Annotated in this window: 16 protein-coding genes and 1 riboswitch; of the genes, 4 read left to right on the top strand and 12 right to left on the bottom strand. The window is 33.4% G+C overall.

Going from position 1 to position 19,849, the window contains the following annotated elements; translation table 11 throughout:
* Positions 1-52: 52 nt before the first annotated feature.
* Complete coding sequence (locus tag HNP99_RS12225) at positions 53-754, bottom strand: phosphoadenylyl-sulfate reductase (RefSeq protein ID WP_173853670.1); 702 nt, start codon at positions 752-754, stop codon at positions 53-55.
* Between the two features lie 313 nt (positions 755-1,067).
* Between HNP99_RS12225 and HNP99_RS12220 the strand changes: the two genes are divergently transcribed.
* Positions 1,068-1,856, top strand: a complete 789-nt coding sequence (locus HNP99_RS12220) for a sulfite exporter TauE/SafE family protein (RefSeq protein ID WP_173839280.1) — start codon at positions 1,068-1,070, stop codon at positions 1,854-1,856.
* 83 nt (positions 1,857-1,939) lie between these two features.
* Here HNP99_RS12220 and HNP99_RS12215 read toward each other — a convergent pair whose 3' ends face one another.
* The 7 genes from HNP99_RS12215 to HNP99_RS12185 all read right to left on the bottom strand — a co-directional run bounded on the left by HNP99_RS12215 (position 1,940) and on the right by HNP99_RS12185 (position 10,773).
* Positions 1,940-2,350, bottom strand: coding sequence for an RrF2 family transcriptional regulator (locus tag HNP99_RS12215; RefSeq protein WP_173839279.1), 411 nt, complete (start codon positions 2,348-2,350; stop codon positions 1,940-1,942).
* 75 nt (positions 2,351-2,425) lie between these two features.
* Positions 2,426-3,598, bottom strand: coding sequence for a trans-sulfuration enzyme family protein (locus HNP99_RS12210; RefSeq protein WP_173853669.1), 1,173 nt, complete (start codon positions 3,596-3,598; stop codon positions 2,426-2,428).
* A 100-nt stretch (positions 3,599-3,698) separates the two neighbouring features.
* Positions 3,699-4,145, bottom strand: coding sequence for an OsmC family protein (locus HNP99_RS12205; RefSeq protein ID WP_173853668.1), 447 nt, complete (start codon positions 4,143-4,145; stop codon positions 3,699-3,701).
* Between the two features lie 103 nt (positions 4,146-4,248).
* Positions 4,249-4,935, bottom strand: a complete 687-nt coding sequence (locus tag HNP99_RS12200) for a hypothetical protein (protein ID WP_173853667.1) — start codon at positions 4,933-4,935, stop codon at positions 4,249-4,251.
* Positions 4,936-4,995: 60 nt separating this feature from the next.
* Positions 4,996-8,382, bottom strand: a complete 3,387-nt coding sequence (thrA, locus tag HNP99_RS12195; RefSeq protein ID WP_173853666.1) for a bifunctional aspartate kinase/homoserine dehydrogenase I — start codon at positions 8,380-8,382, stop codon at positions 4,996-4,998.
* 80 nt (positions 8,383-8,462) lie between these two features.
* A riboswitch (SAM riboswitch) is annotated at positions 8,463-8,571 on the bottom strand.
* Between the two features lie 180 nt (positions 8,572-8,751).
* A complete protein-coding gene (locus HNP99_RS12190; protein WP_173853665.1) occupies positions 8,752-8,955 on the bottom strand; it encodes a hypothetical protein in 204 nt (67 codons plus the stop codon).
* A gap of 543 nt (positions 8,956-9,498) precedes the next feature.
* On the bottom strand, positions 9,499-10,773 hold the full coding sequence (locus HNP99_RS12185; RefSeq protein WP_173853664.1) for an O-acetylhomoserine aminocarboxypropyltransferase/cysteine synthase family protein: 1,275 nt from the start codon (positions 10,771-10,773) through the stop codon (positions 9,499-9,501).
* Between the two features lie 857 nt (positions 10,774-11,630).
* On the opposite strand from HNP99_RS12185, the gene metK reads away from it, so the two are divergent.
* Positions 11,631-12,881, top strand: coding sequence for a methionine adenosyltransferase (metK, locus tag HNP99_RS12180; protein ID WP_173853663.1), 1,251 nt, complete (start codon positions 11,631-11,633; stop codon positions 12,879-12,881).
* Between the two features lie 178 nt (positions 12,882-13,059).
* On the opposite strand, the gene HNP99_RS12175 is transcribed toward metK, so the two are convergent.
* A complete protein-coding gene (locus HNP99_RS12175; RefSeq protein ID WP_173853662.1) occupies positions 13,060-13,581 on the bottom strand; it encodes an outer membrane beta-barrel protein in 522 nt (173 codons plus the stop codon).
* Positions 13,582-13,750: 169 nt separating this feature from the next.
* Between HNP99_RS12175 and HNP99_RS12170 the strand changes: the two genes are divergently transcribed.
* Together HNP99_RS12170 and HNP99_RS12165 are read left to right on the top strand one after the other, a co-directional pair.
* Positions 13,751-14,542: a hypothetical protein gene (locus HNP99_RS12170; RefSeq protein ID WP_173853661.1), complete on the top strand. Its 792-nt coding sequence runs from the start codon at positions 13,751-13,753 to the stop codon at positions 14,540-14,542.
* Complete coding sequence (locus HNP99_RS12165; protein ID WP_173853660.1) at positions 14,542-15,156, top strand: deoxynucleoside kinase; 615 nt, start codon at positions 14,542-14,544, stop codon at positions 15,154-15,156. The genes HNP99_RS12170 and HNP99_RS12165 overlap by 1 nt, the downstream gene beginning before the upstream one ends.
* Positions 15,157-15,465: 309 nt before the next feature.
* Here HNP99_RS12165 and HNP99_RS12160 read toward each other — a convergent pair whose 3' ends face one another.
* The 3 genes from HNP99_RS12160 to HNP99_RS12150 all read right to left on the bottom strand — a co-directional run bounded on the left by HNP99_RS12160 (position 15,466) and on the right by HNP99_RS12150 (position 19,819).
* Positions 15,466-15,996 (bottom strand): inorganic diphosphatase, encoded by a 531-nt coding sequence (locus HNP99_RS12160; protein ID WP_173853659.1) that lies wholly within the window; start codon positions 15,994-15,996, stop codon positions 15,466-15,468.
* A 284-nt stretch (positions 15,997-16,280) separates the two neighbouring features.
* Entirely contained in the window at positions 16,281-18,767 is a 2,487-nt protein-coding gene (locus HNP99_RS12155; protein WP_173853658.1) for a DUF5686 family protein, read from the bottom strand.
* A gap of 71 nt (positions 18,768-18,838) precedes the next feature.
* Positions 18,839-19,819, bottom strand: a complete 981-nt coding sequence (locus HNP99_RS12150; RefSeq protein WP_173853657.1) for a pyruvate dehydrogenase complex E1 component subunit beta — start codon at positions 19,817-19,819, stop codon at positions 18,839-18,841.
* Positions 19,820-19,849: the final 30 nt, after the last annotated feature.

Below are 19,849 nucleotides of genomic sequence, written 5' to 3'. Positions count from 1 at the left end.
TATATTCGTTTATAAATCTTAATTAGAACCTCTATCTACTTATTTTTGAACTTTATTTCCCGTGTAAACCACATTCTTTATGGCTTGATTCCCACCACCATCTACCGGCTCTAATGTCTTCACCTTCTGCGATTGCTCTGGTACAAGGCGCACAACCTATGCTAACAAATCCTTTTTTATGCAAAGCATTTTGAGGAACATTATTAAGCTCTATATAATCCTCTACTTCTCTCAAAGTCCATTTTAAAAGCGGATTGAACTTGATAATTTCAAATTTCGAGTCATATTCAAAAAGATGTAAATCATTTCTGTTGTCTGATTGCTCTGCTCTTAATCCTGTAATCCAAACTGAATTTCCTTTTAAGGCTTTAGTCAATGGTGCTACTTTTCGAATAAAACAACACTCTTTTCTATTGTCAACCGACTCATAAAAACTATTAGGACCTTTTGCATTCAATAAGTTTTGAACATCAGTCGCTTCAGGAAAATATACTTCAATGTGCTTTTTGTATTTCTTTAATGTCTTATGAAAAACATCATAAGTTTCTTGAAACAACCGACCCGTATCTAAAGTGAAAATAGTGATAGCCGTATTACTATTTGCAATCAACGCCGTGATCACTTGATCTTCTTGCCCGAAAGACGTAGAAAAAACCACCTTATCTTTATATTCCTCTGCCAAAAAAGCAAAAGTCTCTTCAATTGAAAAGTCTTTTGTTTTGTCTATTAATGCTTGTACTATTATTGCGCTCATTTGTCTAATTTAATAAAAATCCATTACCCTATCGGATTAGTAGATTAGATTACAAAAGTAACACTTAAATCCTAACAAAAAAATAAAAACAAGTATTTTATTTACTCTCGAATTTTGTCTGAAGTCTTAAACAATAGCGGTTTACAGCAGTTATTAAATATTTCTAAAAAATACTGCTCTCCAAATTACTATTTCAAAATACAATGGCTATTTCAATAACATATTCGCAAAATTGAATAAAAATATTCATTAGTCTACTTCCCCTATAGGATAATAATAAAATAGTAGTTAATTTTGTCCAAAATATTTTGTTATGGATTTTCAGTTGGGTTTGATCATTGCAGGTTTGACGGTAGGCTTTATAGTGGGACTCACAGGTGTAGGTGGTGGTTCATTGATGACTCCTATATTATTGTGGTTTGGCATCCCTCCCACAACGGCGGTTGGTACTGATTTACTATATGCTGCTTTCACAAAAATGGGAGGTATCTATGTGCACCATAAAAAGAATAATATTAATTGGAAAATAACTGGATGGCTTTCTCTTGGAAGTGTACCAGCGGCATTAATTACCTTATGGATTTTACATAGTATAAAGGCGGATATCTCCTCATTGAATTCAGTAATCAAATATAGTTTGGGTTGGGCACTTCTATTTACTTCAATAGCGGTATTGTTCAAGAAAAAATTATTGGCTATCTCTCAAAAGCATTCTGGAAACAAATTTCACACTGAGAGTCGTACGCAAAATTGGTTAACTGTGGCGATTGGAGTATTGCTAGGAGCTACGGTAACTTTAACCTCTATTGGCGCAGGAGCTTTAGGGACAGTGACATTGTTCTTTTTATACCCACTATTAGCAACACCAAAATTAGTGGGTACCGAAATAGCTCATGCCGTTCCCTTAACTTTAGTCGCAGGACTTGGTCATGCCAGTATGGGAAATTTAGATTTGGGTTTACTAGCGCAACTACTAATGGGGTCGCTACCAGGAATATTTATAGGAAGCATGTTAAGCGGTAAAGTTCCTGATTTATTTTTACGAAATGCAATTGCAGGAATGTTATTCTTTGTAGGTTACAAATTAGTTTTCATGGCTTAATTTAAAATTTAAGATGTGAAAAGCCCCTTACTAGAAAATAGCAAGGGGCTTTTTATATTTTAACCACAAATGAATTCACATATTTAAAAGGCAATATCTGCCAGTGTATTATTCTCTAATATTTGTAGTGTATTATCTCTTACTTCAGTCATTAATTTTCGAACTGCACAAGAAACCTCATCTTGACAGTCGTCACACTTTTCATAAAAATTATGACTAGCACATGGCAATAAGGCAATCGGTCCTTCAAGGATTCGGTATACTTTGGCCATATTAATGTCCTTTGGCTCTTTGATTAAATAATAACCTCCGCCTTTTCCTTTTTTAGCACCTAAAAAACCAGAATGACGTAATAGCAATAATATACTTTCTAAAAACTTAACAGAAATATTTTCACTTTTTGCAATATCAGCAATGGCAACCGGTGTTTGATCTTCTTGGCGAGCCAAAAAAGTCAAAGCTTTGATTCCGTATTTAGTTTTCTTTGAAAGCATAATTTAGTAACTGATATTTATTTCATTATTGATACCAAATCTACAATCTAATTTTCGCAATAACAAGCACCCAATTTAATCTAAAGCCTGATTTAAATCTGCAATGACATCAGCGACTGTTTCTAATCCTACAGATACACGTACCAAACCATCTGAAATACTAACTTTTAAGCGTTCCTCCACAGATAATTTACTATGCGTTGTAGAGGCAGGATGTGTAACAATGGTTCTTGTGTCACCTAAATTTGGCGAAAGCGAACACAGTTTTATCTTATCTAAAAAATTTCGACCTGCTTCCAGTCCACCTTTTATTTCGAAAGCGACAATGTTACCACCAGCTTTCATTTGTTTTTTGGCGATTTCGTGTTGCGGATGCGATCTCAAAAACGGATATTTCACTTTATTTACATTGGGATGCTGCTCTAAGAACTCAGCAACTTTCAATGCATTTTCGCAATGTCTGTCTAATCGAATAGCCAAAGTCTCCAAACTCTTTGACAAAACCCAAGCATTAAACGGTGATAATGATGGCCCTGTTAATCGGCTGAATAAGTATATCTTCTGAATCAACTCAGGATCTCCCACTGTTACTCCGCCCAAAACGCGTCCTTGTCCGTCCATTAATTTCGTAGCAGAATGCACTACTAAATGCGCTCCCCATTTTATAGGTTGCTGTAAATAAGGCGTCGCAAAACAATTGTCGATGATTAAAATCAGATTGTGCTTTTTGGCAATATTTCCCAGCAATTCTAAATCGATAATATCAACCGCAGGATTTGTTGGTGATTCTGCGAAAAGAATCTTTGTATCTGGGGTGATAAAACTTTCGATAGTTTCTGGTTTATTGATGTCAAAATAGGATGTTTGAATGTTCCATTTTGGAAAATAGTTCACAAACAAGGAATGCGTCGCTCCAAAAACACTACTTGACGAGACAATATGATCACCAGATTGCAATAAAGCAGCCATGGTCGAATACACCGCAGCCATCCCAGAAGCAAAGGCAAAACCAGCAGTTGCTCCTTCCATTTTGCATACTTTTTCTACAAACTCATTAGTATTTGGATTGCTGTAGCGGCTGTAGATATTTCGGTCTTTTTCTTCTGCAAATGAGGCACGCATGTCTTCTGCATCTTCAAATACAAAACTTGAAGTCAAGTACAAAGGAACCGAATGTTCTAAATATTGTGTGCGTTCTAATTGGGTGCGGATGGCTTCGGTTTCAAAACCGAAATTATTATTTTCCATAAAATAGCCCCCTCACCCCCAAAGGGGGAATTGATACTGGGGTGATTTAAATTGTTACTAAATATTATTAATTCTCTCAGATTGTGATTTTCACCATAATCTATAGCGTTCCCCCTTCGGGGGTTAGGGGGATCCCATTCAAAATTACTTTGTAATGTATTGTCGCTGTTGGCTCCAATGTTTTAGAAACCGAGCAATATTTATCAAAAGAAAGTTGGGCAGCTTTTGCAGCTTTGTCTTCTTTTATATCTCCTTCCAACGAAAACACCAAATAGATATCCTTAAAAGGTTTTGCTTCGCCTACTTGCACGCGTTCTCCTTCGACCTCAGCTTTGAATGAAGTGATTACTTGGCGTTGTTTTTTTAGAATCGAAATCATATCAATGGCACTACATCCAGCAACACCCATTAATACTAATTCCATTGGGCTTGGTCCTTGATCATCGCCTCCAAATTCTGGGCGGCTGTCTACGTTTACTATATGTCCTCTTTCGTTTTTTAATTCGAAATGGAAATTGTCATTTACTCTATTTAATGTAATTTTCATACTGTTTTTTTTGAACGTTGCTCTTGTATCTTTTGAAAGCCTATAAACCGACTTTAAAAAACGCCAACAACTTATATTTTTTTATTTCTTAGATAAAACTTTATTATTTTTTCTTTTTAGGACTAGCTTTTTCCGGAGCTTCTACTTTAATAGGTTTATTACAATCGTTGGTTTCATACAACTCAATTAACTTGTTTATCAAAGTATTTTTTTTGAAGTTTTCAGCATTAACGGCAGCTAAAAATTTGGGACAATCTTTAAACAATAAATCACAATGTTTTCTAACTGATTTATCCATTCCAACGTTAACAGACATCATGTCAGACAAATAAAAAACAAAAAACACACCATCTTCTTTTTCTTTACCCATGTAAAGAATTGTACCGCCACCCATTCCTGTACTAGTCCCATTTGAAGGGTTGTATCTAAGTGTTGACACAGCAATATCTACTGCAAGCTTAATACCCTTTGAATAAACAACATAAAGCCAATATTTTTTGTCTGTTTGCTTAATTCCTTTTTCTCCTTTGTCCGTTTTAATAAAAAGTCTTTCAGCTATGGTTATATTACCTTCGCTATCAATATACGCTATTTTTTTAAGACCTTCACTTAGTATTTTTTCGGTATCTCCCTTTTCAGTAAGTCTAAACTTAACTTTTGAATCATTTATTTCAACCATTTCTGCAAAACCTTCTTTTGTGGTACCATTTTCAAAAGTAAGTGTTGCTTTTATAAACTTTGCCTGCATGCTAATTGACATTAGACAAAAGAGAACAATAATTTTTTTCATTTTTTTTTAATTTTTTTTTAAACTCAAAAGTACTTAATTTTGGGATCTAAATATCCCATTTTATCCCTTATCCGATAGTCTCAAAATATCTCCAAAAACGCCTCTTGCAGTAACTGCTGATCCAGCTCCAGCTCCTTGTATTACGATTGGTCGGTCTCCGTACGATTCTGTGTAGATTTCGAAGAAAGAATCCGATCCTTTTAACCCACCCAAAGCGGTATCCGAAGGTACGGAAACTAATTTTACTTCCAAAATTCCTTTGTCATGTTGTAAATCTCCAGACAACTCCCCTATGTATCTCAAAACATGATTCGGTTTTTGATCTTTCTTTATTTTATCATAAATAGGATCAAACTCTTTCAATTTAGTCAAGAAATCGGCAGCGCTACCTTCACGTAAGTGTTCCGGAATTAAATTTTGGATAGCTACCTCATCAAACTCGTTTTGTAAATCCAATTCTCTGGCTAAGATCAATAGTTTTCGACCTACATCATTCCCACACAAATCTTCTCTTGGGTCGGGCTCTGTGAATCCACTATCAATTGCTTCTTTTAATATTTCGCTAAACGGAACATCTTTGGCAGAGAAATGATTGAACAAATAACTCAAAGTTCCTGAGAATACCCCTTTAATTTTTGTAATGTTTTCACCCGAAAGGTGTAGCAACTTAATAGTATCAATAAGCGGTAAACCGGCACCAACATTGGTTTCGTACAAATAATTCTTTTGATTTTCGGCTAGTACATTTCGTAATTCTTTGTAAAAGCCATAACTCAAGGTATTGGCTACTTTATTAGACGAAATCAAATCAAAACTATGCTCTGCTAACGGAATATAATTTTCTACAAACGTAGCGCTCGCAGTATTATCAACTGCAATCAAATTCTCTAAATGATGTTCGTTTGCATAAGCGATCACATCATCAATAGTATACGAAGCGCCATTAGTATCAATTTGGTTTTTCCAGTCAGCGGCAACTCCGTTTTTATTTAAAAGCACTTTCTTAGAATTGGCGATAGCAAAAACATTCAGCTTAACGTCTTTTCTTTTTTCAATGGCTTTTGCCGATTCCAGAATTTGGTTAATCAATGTTCCTCCCACTAATCCATGTCCAAAAATGGCAATATTAATTTTCTTGGCTACACCAAAAATTTCTCCGTGAATTACGTTTAACGCTTTGTTGAGTTCAGACTTTCTAACCACCAAACTCACGTTTTTACCCGTAACGGTATTATTGAATAAAATAGGAACGATTTTGTTTTTAATCAAAGCCGTGTACGGTTTATGAAATGTACTTAAATCTTGCCCGATAATCGAAATAACAGATACATTGTCAACAACCGTAATTTTATTGACATCTTTAGAATAGAAATCATTTTCGAATTCTTTTTCTAATTCGATCATCGCTTTTGTGGCTTTATCAGCCGCTACTACAAGACCAATTCCGCGTTCTGATGAACCTTGAGAAATGATACTTACACTAATATCATTGTCACCCATCACTTTAAAAATACGGGCATCAACACCAGTTTTCCCTAACAAACCTCTTCCTTCAAGATTAACCAAAGCCACATTCTCTAAAACAGACAAGGTTTTAATTCCGCTTGCATTAGAGTTTGACGTAATTAAAGTCCCTTTGTTTTCATGATTGAAGGTATTCAAAATACGGAGTGGAATGTTTTTTTCTAACAACGGAATGATTGTTTTGGCGTGCAAAATATTCGCCCCAAAGTTGGCCATTTCATTCGCCTCATTATAGGATAACGATTCGATTTTTTTAGCATCGAGAACCAACTCAGGATTGGCCGTGTAAATTCCGTCTACATGAGTGAAGTTTTGCAATTCCTCAGCATTGATATAATTTGCGATTAATGATGCTGTATAATTACTCCCATTTCTTCCCAAAGTAGTCGTTTCTTGTTTCGCGTTCGAACCAATAAAACCCGTAAGTACTAAAACCGAATCTTTATTTTCTTTAAAAACTTGAATAACATTCTTTTTCGAAATCGCATCTACTGGCTGCGCATCACCAAAGTTTGAGTCGGTAATTATCAATTCTCTTGTATCGGCCAGCTTTGCAGGAATGTTTTTTTGGTTTAACAAAAAAACTACTAATTTTGCTGCAAGCACTTCTCCTTGCGCTAGTACTTGGTCTTTAATTTTGTCGCTATAATCACCAATCAAGCTTACGCCTTCAAATAGTTTGTCTAATTTATCAAACTCTGCCGAAAAATCGACTGCATCAAAACCATCCTTTTGATAGGTTTTAAAACTTTCGAGCAATGGTTTGTAATTCCCGTTTTTGGCAGCAATTGTCAAGATATCGTCTAATTCATCGGTTGCTTTCCCTCGTGCCGAAACAACAACAGCAATTTTCTCTTCTTGCTTTATTTTACTCTCAATAATATCTAAAACTTTATTGATCCCTTCGCCATTAGCCAAAGATTTTCCACCAAATTTTACTATTTTCATCTGCTTTTTATTTTTGAAAACAACTTCTAATAAATTGTCTAATTGTTCGTATTCCATCAAGAAAGCATCATGACCATGTGCAGAGTCAATCTCACTGTAGAATACATTATTTTTAAATTTCTTGATTTCCATGTAGGTTTCTCTATTCTCCTTTGCTGTAAAAAACAAATCAGAATTAATTCCTACGATATAAATATTAGCTTCTACTTTTGAAATGATTAATTCCAATGACTCGTGATTCCGAGTAATATCAATCGTTTTTAAAAGCTGATTCATCATTTTGTAAGCCGCAAGCTGAAATCTTTTCTCTAATTTTTCTCCATGATAGTTCAACCAACTCTCCACTTGAAAAGTCTCTAGTTGTACATTGATATCGCGATTGAATTTTTCCTTAAAAGATTCTGGCGTGCGGTAACACAACATGGCATGTATGCGCGCATCTTCGATTGGTTTTTTAGAATTATTAAGGATTTGCTCTTGCAAATAACAATTGGCAATCAACCAATCTGTAGCTTTCCAATCTGTGGCGATGGGAATAAAATTTTGCGCCAGTTTAGGCTCTAAGGCCAAAATTTCCCAGGCAATTCCACCTCCTACCGAACCTCCGATAAGGGCAAATAAAGAATCAATCTTTAAAACGCGAAGTCCTTCGATAAAAATTCGAGCAATATCTCTAGCAATAAAATCTCTGTAGTTCTCAATGGTAGCTGAGTTGAAACCATTACCAGGCACATCAAAGGAGACGATGGTATATTTTCGAGTATCAATTGTTTTGTCTATGCCTACAATATCATTCCACCAACCCGACTCTCCAATCACTTGAGAATTTCCAGTCAAGGCATGATTAATTAAAATAATAGGTGCAGTATGCAGGGGCGCCCCAAAAACCTGATAACTTAAGTTTAAGGTAGCATAAACAGCACCATTGTGTGTGGTGAAATTTTGTATGGCTATGTGTGTTGGTTTATTTTCCAATGTCAAATCTTTTATTGATTTTGATTTGTATTTGGAAATATTAAAAAGAAAAAACTAGGTGAATACTAGAGAAATTCTTGTTGTTATCTTTCCACTTTTGGGAGTGGTAGAATGCAGCACCTTCTTCGATTTCTCAAAGGGTTGCTAAGGCTTCATCGGGTCTAATCCCTCGTCCTTTCTTTATAACATTTCAATACGTGTGTGAACTTAAAGATACAAATTAACTATTATTTTTTTTAACAAGCAAATAATAATAGCGTCCTTTTAGGATATAAAACATAATGTAACAAAAAAACGTAAGACATCACTGAACATAACAATTCAGAAATTACTTGCGTGTAAATCACTATAGAGATAGCTAGTTATCAATTAGATAAAAAGAGTATCGTTTTCCTTTGAATACATCAAAAACTGTAACGAATTTGGCGATTTATTTAAATCATTAGCATTTGTATCATTGATGCCAAATCTTGGATGAACTAAATCATCAACTGTAATTTTTATAATATTTTTTTTAGCCTTTAAATTCTTTAAAAAACTTACTGCTCTGGTAATTCTACTAATTGTCCCCATGTGTCTACTTATTTAATTGTTGTTATGTTTATCCTTGCTTGTTTATTACTCTTTATTCTATTTAAATACTATAAAAAAACCCTTTTGGGTGTATACCAAAAGGGTTTAAGTTATAATAACTTATACTTTTGGTGTATCAACAAATTTTCACAAATAAGGTAATCAGTAGCGATTTATTATTTCTAAAAAAATGTTTTCCCATATTAATTATCTTTAAATTCTAAATTATTTTAATAAAAAAGCCCTCCAATAATATAGGAAGGCTGATGCTTAATTATAGATATAATGTAAGGCAATCACTTCCTTGCGGATGATTCCGAAATAGTTTTAAAATTTACAATAATGATTAAATTCATCTTTGGTATTTTCTCGAGACAAATTTCAGTATTTTTTTCCTGTTTTCCTAATGATATTCAACATTTTAACGCTTATTTAAGCAAAATATTATAATGTTATAAACCGAGATTATAATAGTATAAAACTCACCTTACATTTAGTCCTAAAAACTGTTTTTAATCGATAATAATCGCTCTTTATAAATTCTTACAAAAAATCAAAAACTGCTTTTAAGTCGGATTTTAAATCATCAATATCTTCCAAACCTACAGATAGCCGAATTAAATCCTTAGAAACCCCCGAAGCCAATTGTTGTTCATCTGATAATTGTTGGTGCGTTGTACTTGCTGGATGAATAATTAATGATTTTGTATCTCCAATATTAGCCAATAACGAAAACAACTTTGTATCATCGGCTACTTTTTTTGCCGCTTCAAAACCACCTTTTAAACCAAAGGTCACTAAACCGTTTTGTCCCTTTGGCAAATAACGTTTCGCTAATTCGTGGTATTTGCTTGATTGCAATCCTGGATAATTAACCCAAGCCACTTGATCTTGACTTTCTAACCATTGCGCTAAGGCTAATCCGTTTTCGCTGTGTCTTTTTACACGAACAGCTAATGTCTCTAAGCCTTGAATGATTTGAAACGCATTAAACGGACTCAAAGCAGCTCCATAATCACGTAGTCCTTCTATACGCACTCTTGCTATAAAAGCAGCGTTTCCTAAAGCTTCATGATAAACCAAACCATGATAACCAGCATTAGGTGTTGTAAACTCTGGAAAACGACCACTACTCCAGTCAAAAGTTCCCGCATCAACTATAACACCTCCTAAAGAGGTACCATTACCTGATATGTATTTTGTCAAAGAATGAATAACAATATTTGCTCCGTGCGCTATTGGATTCAGTAAATAGGGAGAAGCAACCGTGTTATCTACAATTAAAGGAACTTTTAATGCTTTTGCTTCAGCTGAAATAGCTTCAATATCTAATACATCTAACTTTGGGTTACCTAAACTTTCGATAAAAAACACTTTTGTATTCTCATTCGCTGCCTTAGTAAAATTAGCTGGGTCAGAAGGATCTACAAAAGTGGTTGTAATTCCTAGTCGTGGTAAAGTTGTTTGCAATAAGTTGAAGGTTCCACCATACAAACTGCTCGAAGCCACAATGTGGTCTCCCGTTTTTAACAACACTAATAAAGCTGTTGTGATGGCCGCAGTACCTGAAGCAGTCACTACAGCTCCTATTCCGCCCTCTAATGCAGCCAAACGTTGCTCCAGAATGTCATTAGTAGGATTATTAAGTCTCGTATAGATATACCCAGCTTCAGAAAGTCCGAACAAATTAGCAGCATGTTCTGAATTATCAAAAACATACGATGAAGTTTGGTAAATAGGCACTGCTCTCGTTCCTGCGTGCTTTGTTACATCATGACCTGCATGCAATGCGTTTGTTTCAAATTTATTAGTACTCATAATTAGTTTATTTATTAGTGTTAATACGATTATTAATTTCAAAAAAAAACCTCCCAATATCATGGGAGGCTTTGCAAAAAATCTTAGTTATATTTAGATTCAAACAATAGAGCATTCCCAGGAAGTATCCTGAAACTTAGTGCACATCATTTGTTTAATTACAGCCATTGTTATTATTTTATATTCCAAATTTGCAAACTAATTACCAAACCACCAAACTATCTCAACATAATTAACAAATTTATTAGTATTTGTTGTTTTTTAATAATATTAAAACAAATTATAAAGAGACCTTGAAATAATTTATACCATTATAACTAAAGTAATATTAATTTGAAGCAGAAGATTCCGTATTCAAGAACATCACTCCTGCTCTTCGCTAAATCTCCTGTATTTGCTAGCGCAATACAAGAGGATACCGCTGCGATCAGGGCTAGCAAACAAGATCTCATTTTAAAAACACAACCCTGATTGTACTATTATTATAAACGCGCTCAATTACAAATTAAAACAGCAACGTTCACATTTAACCTGATCAAATGACCGTCTTGAAAATACAATAAGAGCTCAATTTATCATCGTAAATACAGTCTAATAACGTTATTTTTCACTTTAATCAATTGTCATGCTTTTATCTTAAAAAAAAAGTTAAGTTTAATTTGCAATTCAAAATCGTTTCATACCTTTGCACTCTAATACAAGAGGAAAAATTTGAACTGATTGCAACCTCTTCATAATGAAATGAATTCATTATGGATGCTGAAAAATTTTCAGTAGAAAAAATGCTAAAGCAGAAACTCTACTTTAGTATTTCCCGCAATTATTTTTCCTCCGTTAATTTTAAATTTATATTTATTATGGCATATTTATTTACGTCAGAATCTGTGAGTGAAGGACATCCAGACAAAATTGCAGATCAAATTTCGGACGCATTAATCGATAACTTTTTAGCATTTGATGCTAATTCAAAAGTAGCATGTGAAACTTTAGTAACTACAGGTCAAGTAATTTTGGCTGGAGAAGTAAAGTCAAATACCTACTTAGACGTACAACAAATTGCTCGTGATGTAATCTCAAAAATAGGTTACACTAAAAGCGAATATATGTTTGAAGCAAATTCTTGTGGTATCCTTTCGGCTATACATGAGCAATCTGCGGATATCAATCAAGGTGTTGATCGCTCAAGCCCAGAAGAACAAGGTGCCGGTGATCAAGGAATGATGTTTGGTTACGCTACAAATGAAACAGAAAACTACATGCCACTAGCATTAGACCTGTCTCATAAATTACTAAAAGAACTAGCCATATTAAGACGCGAAAACAATGAAATTACTTATTTACGTCCTGATGCTAAGTCCCAAGTTACTCTAGAATATAGTGAGGATAACAAACCAACGCGTATTGAGGCGATTGTTATCTCTACACAACACGATGATTTTGCTGAAGAAGCGATTATGCTTGCTAAAATCAAAAAAGACATCATTGAAATATTAATCCCAAGAATCATTGCTAAAAATCCAGCTAGCGCTCATTTATTTAATGATACTATTCAATACCACATTAACCCAACGGGTAAATTTGTTATTGGTGGGCCTCATGGTGATACTGGTTTAACTGGTAGAAAAATCATTGTTGATACATATGGAGGTAAAGGTGCACACGGTGGTGGTGCATTTTCGGGTAAAGATCCAAGTAAAGTAGATAGAAGTGCTGCTTATGCTACCCGTCATATCGCTAAAAATCTAGTTGCTGCAGGTGTAGCTGACGAAATTTTAGTGCAAGTTTCTTATGCTATTGGTGTTGCAAAACCAATGGGGATTTTTATAGAAACATACGGTACATCAAAGGTGAATTTAACTGATGGTGAAATTGCTAAAAAAGTAGAAGCAATCTTTGATATGCGTCCTTACTTTATTGAGCAACGTTTAAAGTTAAGAAACCCAATCTATAGCGAAACAGCTGCTTACGGACACATGGGACGTACGCCAGAAACGGTAACAAAAACTTTCTCAGCACCAGGAGGATTAACAAAGACAGTTAACGTTGAGTTATTTACTTGGGAGAAATTAGATTTTGTTGATCAAGTCAAAACAGCTTTTGGATTGTAATTTAAAAACATACTTAAATTTAAAAACGGCTATCTATTAAGATGGCCATTTTTTTTGCCATATTAATCAGAGTGAACTCGTATAACATTACGAATTCGCAAGTTTCCCATTACTTAAAACATAAAAAAGGCTGCTTCTAGAAAGAAACAACCTTTTTAAAATTATCTAAATTGTTTAATTACAATTTGTATGTGATACCAGCTCTAACACCACTAGTTGAAGTACCTCCTCCTAATTGTAAGTTTACACCAAAGTTATCTGTGAAAAAATAACGACCCCCTACATGTAATCCTAAACCAATATTATCTGGAGTATTATCATAAATAACAATACTATTATTATTATCATCATCGTTTTTTGAAAACCAATTATAATAATTCAAACTAGCTCCTGCATAAACATCCCACTTACTTGGAACATTAAGTAATTCATTAAAATGGTAATTCCCATTAGCCTGTATTCCTAATGCATTTTGGCTATAATCGTAACCATATCTAGTTTCTCCCCAAGATTGATAAGATAGTTCCGCTCCAATAGTAATATTAGGAAGAAGGCCATAATCAAGACCCACATATCCTAATCCTCCCCATCCTGAAGATCCTAATCCACCATTCAATTGTATCCCACCTTTTTCTAAAGGTGCCTGTGCATTGACAAAGCCAAAAGCAAATAAAGATAATAATAAAGCAATTTTTTTCATTCTTTAAGTTTTAAATTAAGCTTCACATCATGTGAAAACCGATAAGTAAAAGTAGTATTTTTCAACTAAAAAATTTATTTTTAAGTTGAAAAAACTTATAATAACAATATTAAATGAAATAACGAAGATTGCGACTTATTATTATGCGGTTTATTGTAATTTTACTTTTATGAAAAAACTGCTTTTTTTATTCCTTGTTTTACAATTCACTTTTGCGAAAGCGCAGAGTGAAAAAGTTAATATTACTAAAATAAATACCTTTCCATTTCAAGCGGAACAGTTTATTGGTTTTGACTCTTATCAATTTTATTATTTTATCGAAAACAATGTTTTGCACCGAATTAAAGACCACAAATCCTTAGAATACAAAAATATTTCACTGGGTAAAATTACCCAAGTAATTATAGAAAACCCACTTAAAATCATTCTGTTTTACGGAGACTTTAACACAATCATAATACTAGACAACCAACTTAATGAAATCCAGAAAATTAATTTGACAGAGAATAATATCCCCATTATTGCAAGTAGTACCGGGATTGCAGTACAAAATCAATTGTGGATTTACGATAGTTTAAACCAGCAAATTGGACTTTACAATTACCTAAAAAATAGTTTCCGTTACATCTCAACTTCTTTCCCAGATCAGTCAAAATATGAGCAATCAGACTTTAATAATTTTTACTGGATAGACAAAAAAAACAATTGGTATAGTTGCGATATTTTTGGTAAAATAAACTTGATTGCTAAAATCCCTGATTTTGAAATGGTTAAAATATTAAATGAAAAAGAATACATCTACTTTAAAAACGGAAACTTTTTTTATGTAGATGTAAATAAAAAAGAAATACAACAATTTGAAATTTTGGAAAAAACGTTTAAAAATTTCTATTACAAAGACCAAATTTTAGCTATTTTTACATCAGAAGGAATTATCAATTATAAAATCACAACACCGTAATGCACATAGCAGTAGCAGGAAATATAGGTTCTGGAAAAACAACTTTAACACGTTTGTTAGCAAAACAATTTAAATGGGAACCCCATTATGAAGACGTCGTTGACAATCCTTACTTAGATGATTTTTACCATCAAATGGAGCGCTGGTCTTTTAACTTGCAAATTTACTTCTTGAACAGTCGTTTTAGACAAGTAATGCAAATTCGCGAAAGCGGTAAGAAAATCATTCAAGATAGAACCATTTATGAAGATGCGCATATTTTTGCTCCCAATCTTTTTGCCATGGGATTAATGACCAACCGTGATTTTCAAAATTACTCTTCGCTTTTTGAATTAATGGAATCAACAGTTAAAGCTCCTGATTTATTAATTTATTTAAGAAGCTCAATTCCCAACCTAGTGGGACAAATTCATAAAAGAGGACGTGAATACGAGAACTCCATATCAATAGATTATTTAAGTCGCTTAAACGAGCGCTACGAAGCTTGGATCCACACTTATGATCGTGGAAAATTGTTAATTATAGATGTAGACAACATTAACTTTGTAGATAATCCCGAAGATTTAGGAACAATTTTTAATCGAATTGATGCCGAATTAAATGGATTATTTTAGTTTATTATATCATCATACATGCTAAAGAAGTGGTTGCTTCATAATAAGAAGCAACCTCTTTCTATTTATTAAAGAATGGATTATCCCCAAGTTAAACTATTATACCTAATTTTTGCTGTTCCAGAAGATTGGCAAAACTCAGCTGTTTTAAAATAATACACATTATCAAAACTTGAACCCAAGCTTTAATAAAAAGCTGATTTTTAAAACAATTAAAAAAGAAATAAAAATAGCATCAAAAAGTTATAAGCATAAAAAAAAAGCAATATTCAATTAAGAATATTGCTTTTTGAACTTTATATCGTAAAATTATTTAATACTAAATAATCCTGCTGGTTTGTTTTCTAATGCATTAAAACGGTCTGTACATTTTTTAATAATGTCATGCGCTTCAGTAACATCTCCCCATCCACCTACATCAACAGTTTTGTTTTCAAGGTCTTTGTATACTCTAAAAAAGTGTTCAATTTCTTTAATTAAATGTGGGTTCATATCAGACAAGTCATTTAATGAATTCCAAATAGGATCAGAAACTGGTACACAAATTACTTTCTCGTCTGGTCCTTTATCATCAGCCATATGAAAAACACCAATAGGCTTCACTTCCATTACACATCCAGGAAAAGTTGGTTCAGTCAATAAAACCAATACATCTAATGGATCTCCATCTAAAGCTAGTGTTTCAGGAATAAATCCGTAATCAGCTGGATACATCATTGATGAATATAACATTCTATCAAAACGCATTCTTTTTATTTCAAAATCGTACTCGTATTTATTTCTACTTCCTCTTGGAATTTCGATTAAAACATCGAAAGTGGTTATTTTGTCTGCTGTCATTTTATTATTTTGTTATCTTATGTACTTTTTATGCGGAGGCAAAAGTAGTTTAAAATCCTTTTTATTACAAGAATTATCACAGTTAAAACGCAATACCGCAAAAGCTTCCTTATTTATTTGTCACTAATTAGGTTATCCATTTCGATAAAAATCCCAACTACAAGTTTAAATATTGTTATCAAAGTTAAACTATTTTGGCCTACGCCAAAGTTTTTAAGAACAATTGGTGCTTTTACACTAAAATACTTTTACATCTGTAAGCTCTAAAATCAGTAGTGTAGCTATTAGAAATAAAAACCAAAAGAACCTTTAACTGTAAACTTTTGAGCATCTGGTGTGTTTAGGTAATTCCCTCTCCAACCAAAATCAATTCTAAAAACCTTGAAGATATTACCAATACCAGCGCTATATTCCCAGTAAACACTTTCTGGAGCAACATAAGTCAAGCCAGATGCATTTATTGCTCTATTAGCATCAGAGATTGTTCCGTAAACTCCTTTAGCACCTATAATCTCTCTCCAATTGAGTTTGCGCATAAACGGAATTCTGGAAAAAAGTCTTCCTCCAAAATTATGTTCCCATTGCACTGTAGCATATTGATCAGTTACAAACTCATAGAAATTAAGATTACTAAATGTATTCTCAATAGTAAAATAAGTTTGGTTTCCAGGAATCACACTCATCAATCCTAACGGAATAGTTCCAAATGTTTTACCCGCCTCAACTATAACATTAGAACGCCCTAATGGCCCTATTATTATAGGTTGCTTATAATACAACTGCAATCTGTCATACTGAAAATCACTACCTAACAATCCTTTGAATCCATGACTGTAGTTTACATAGAAACGACTAAACGGACTATCAACATCTGACCTTTCTACACCATAACCTATTGTCTTTCTATTTGGCGTAAACTCAACTTGAAAATTCACCTCAGATTGTTTTACTCTACTTTCTACAACTGTATTGGCTGCATCAGTATAATAATCCAAACTAAAGCTATCCGAAGCTGCCTCTAAGGTTCTATAAGAAAAACCGGTTTGAAAAGTAAGGTTTTTAATAGGCTCCATTTCGATACCTACATTAGTCAAATTAATATTGGTAAGCTTACCGTTGCTCCCTGTAGAAAACAATGATGACGAAGCAAAACTTCTACCTAGAACATCATTTGTTGTGGTCAAACTCGCACCTATTTGCTCAATATCTCTACGATTACCTCCAGAGATAATAATACGTTTCTTTTTATCAATCATCCATTTACCTGACAACCCGTATTTGAATTTATTATCATCAAATCCGTACGCGGTGTACCCTTGTAAACGCCAAGCATCATTAGGTCCAAAATAAGTTCTACCTCCTACTCTCAATCGAACTCCCTCTACCTCATTATAACCAAAAGTAGAAAATATAGGTCCATAATCAAAATGACCAAACTGCATGTATCCACTTCCTAGAATAGAAACTAAATTATATAAATTCTTAAACTTCTTGACGGTTTGTAGGGTGTCAAGCATTTTATAAACCCCTTTTTCATCTTTATTTAGATTCTCGAACCGGTTTTCATCCCAGTATTCATCTGATCGATTATAAACATCATTATCTATATAATTAACTTCCTCCTTATAAAAAGCGGCTGGTTTCTCTATATTAAATTTATGACTATCATAAAGTGTGGTTCTTTTTCCATAAACCCCTTTAGACCCTTCTTTTTTATTCAAAGCAAAGTCTGACATCATATAATCACGTGTTAATAAAAACACTGAATCATTTTGAACATCAAATTCTTGCTCAATATAAATTTCTTTCACCCAGTTAATATTAGCACTTCTAGTGACAGCCATATTAATTTTCTTAATCGCATAGGTGGTATCATTTACCCAAAAGTCACCTTTAAAAGTCAACTCATTTTTTCTTCTTGGATAAAAAACAATATTATAACACCACTTTTTATCTATGTAAGCACTGTCTCTTAAAATGTAATTGTAAACATCAATTCCAGTTTTTGATAAAGGACTTGTAAAACTCTTGTCAAAAAAAGTTAAGTGATTGTTATAAATATCGTAGTCAGAATACAAATCTTTTACAAAAGACAAAATTTGCTGGTTATCACTAAAGCCCGAATTTTTATTAGCATTAAGCTTCTCTTTTACTTTTTTAAGTTTATTATTTCCGTAAACTTCAGATAATGTCTCATTTATAAAAATTGGTAAATAGGTTTTTCCAGTAACTCTAGACGTATCCATATGGTCAAAAATAAACTCCATACCCTTGAAAAGCTTATTTTTCATGAAAGCACTATCAATAGTATTCATATCAAACTCAACCTTTTCATATTTCTCCATTTGATATTGATCAAACTGATACAAACCGTTTTTACGCTTTCTTTCCCAAATCTTTCTAAGAATATCAAGTGCAGGATTGTCTTTTTTAGATGTTTTACCAGTAAAAATCACCACTTCATTCAGCGTTTCCGTCTCCCCCAGTTTAACTTTTAAATTATAACTTACCGCTTGCAGCAAATTAATTTCTCTATCATTAAAACCTACAGACGATACTGTTAAAACAGTATAAGTACTAGGTGATTCTAAATAAAAACGACCATCTTCATTAGAAACAATCCCTTCGCTAGAACCTTTAAAGGCAACATTAGCAAAAGGAATAGGCAAGTTATCTTTATCAAGAATAACACCGCTTACTTTAGTTTGCCCAAACAAACTAGTAGCAACCATCATCAATAAAAACAAACTTAAAAAAATATATTTTTTCATAATTCAACTTTAAAAAAAAACTTCATCACACTAATGTATGATGAAGCTTTAATAGTATTATTTGCAATGTATTATTTTTTATACATTACTTTTTTAACTGCCTTAACAACATCATCAGCATTAGGCAACCACTCCTTTAATAAAACAGGAGAATATGGTGCTGGTGTATCAGCAGTAGTAATTCTTTGTATTGGCGCGTCAAGAAAATCAAAAGCACGTTCTTGAACAATATATGTAATCTCCGAAGCAACACTTGCAAAAGGCCAAGCCTCTTCAAGAACCACCAAACGATTTGTTTTTTTAACCGACTTTAAGATCGTGTCATAATCCATAGGACGAACCGTTCTTAAATCAATAATCTCACATGAAATTCCTTCTTTGGCTAATTCCTCAGCAGCGATATGTGCTTCTTTGATAATTTTTCCAAAAGAAACAATCGTCACATCAGTACCTTCACGTTTTATATCAGCTACTCCTAGTGGAATTATATATTCTCCATCAGGAACCTCACCTTTATCACCATACATTTGTTCTGACTCCATAAAAATTACAGGATCATTATCACGAATGGCAGCTTTTAAAAGCCCCTTAGCATCATAAACTGTAGATGGAACAACTACTTTAAGACCCGGAGTGTTAGCAAACCAGTTTTCTAATGCTTGTGAGTGTGTCGCACCTAATTGACCTGCAGATGCAGTTGGACCACGAAAAACGATAGGAACATTAAATTGTCCTCCAGTCATTTGACGCATTTTAGCTGCGTTATTTATAATTTGATCAATACCTACTAAACAAAAGTTGAAAGTCATATATTCAACAATAGGACGACAACCATTCATCGCTGAACCTACAGCAATACCAGTAAAACCTAACTCAGCAATAGGAGTATCAATAACTCTCTTTGCACCAAATTCATCAAGCATACCTTTAGATGCTTTATAAGCACCATTATATTCAGCAACTTCTTCACCCATTAAATAAATGGACTCATCATGACGCATCTCTTCACTCATCGCTTCGCAAATGGCCTCTCTAAATTGTATCGTTCTCATATTTATATTGTATATGTGTATTTTTCGAAA

Source organism: Flavobacterium gelidicaeli, assembly GCF_013294005.1.
Taxonomy (GTDB): Bacteria; Bacteroidota; Bacteroidia; order Flavobacteriales; family Flavobacteriaceae; genus Flavobacterium.
This window is presented reverse-complemented; position numbering and strand designations above follow the sequence as displayed.

Coding starts and splice junctions, on each gene's coding strand:
- HNP99_RS12165 (WP_173853660.1), top strand. CDS start 14,542: ATGCACATAGCAGTAGCAGGAAATATAGGTTCTGGAAAAACAACTTTA.
- HNP99_RS12160 (WP_173853659.1), bottom strand. CDS start 15,996: ATGACAGCAGACAAAATAACCACTTTCGATGTTTTAATCGAAATTCCA.
- HNP99_RS12210 (WP_173853669.1), bottom strand. CDS start 3,598: ATGGAAAATAATAATTTCGGTTTTGAAACCGAAGCCATCCGCACCCAA.
- metK (WP_173853663.1), top strand. CDS start 11,631: ATGGCATATTTATTTACGTCAGAATCTGTGAGTGAAGGACATCCAGAC.
- HNP99_RS12205 (WP_173853668.1), bottom strand. CDS start 4,145: ATGAAAATTACATTAAATAGAGTAAATGACAATTTCCATTTCGAATTA.
- HNP99_RS12220 (WP_173839280.1), top strand. CDS start 1,068: ATGGATTTTCAGTTGGGTTTGATCATTGCAGGTTTGACGGTAGGCTTT.
- HNP99_RS12150 (WP_173853657.1), bottom strand. CDS start 19,819: ATGAGAACGATACAATTTAGAGAGGCCATTTGCGAAGCGATGAGTGAA.
- HNP99_RS12175 (WP_173853662.1), bottom strand. CDS start 13,581: ATGAAAAAAATTGCTTTATTATTATCTTTATTTGCTTTTGGCTTTGTC.
- HNP99_RS12215 (WP_173839279.1), bottom strand. CDS start 2,350: ATGCTTTCAAAGAAAACTAAATACGGAATCAAAGCTTTGACTTTTTTG.
- HNP99_RS12155 (WP_173853658.1), bottom strand. CDS start 18,767: ATGAAAAAATATATTTTTTTAAGTTTGTTTTTATTGATGATGGTTGCT.
- HNP99_RS12190 (WP_173853665.1), bottom strand. CDS start 8,955: ATGGGGACAATTAGTAGAATTACCAGAGCAGTAAGTTTTTTAAAGAAT.
- HNP99_RS12200 (WP_173853667.1), bottom strand. CDS start 4,935: ATGAAAAAAATTATTGTTCTCTTTTGTCTAATGTCAATTAGCATGCAG.
- HNP99_RS12185 (WP_173853664.1), bottom strand. CDS start 10,773: ATGAGTACTAATAAATTTGAAACAAACGCATTGCATGCAGGTCATGAT.
- HNP99_RS12170 (WP_173853661.1), top strand. CDS start 13,751: ATGAAAAAACTGCTTTTTTTATTCCTTGTTTTACAATTCACTTTTGCG.
- HNP99_RS12225 (WP_173853670.1), bottom strand. CDS start 754: ATGAGCGCAATAATAGTACAAGCATTAATAGACAAAACAAAAGACTTT.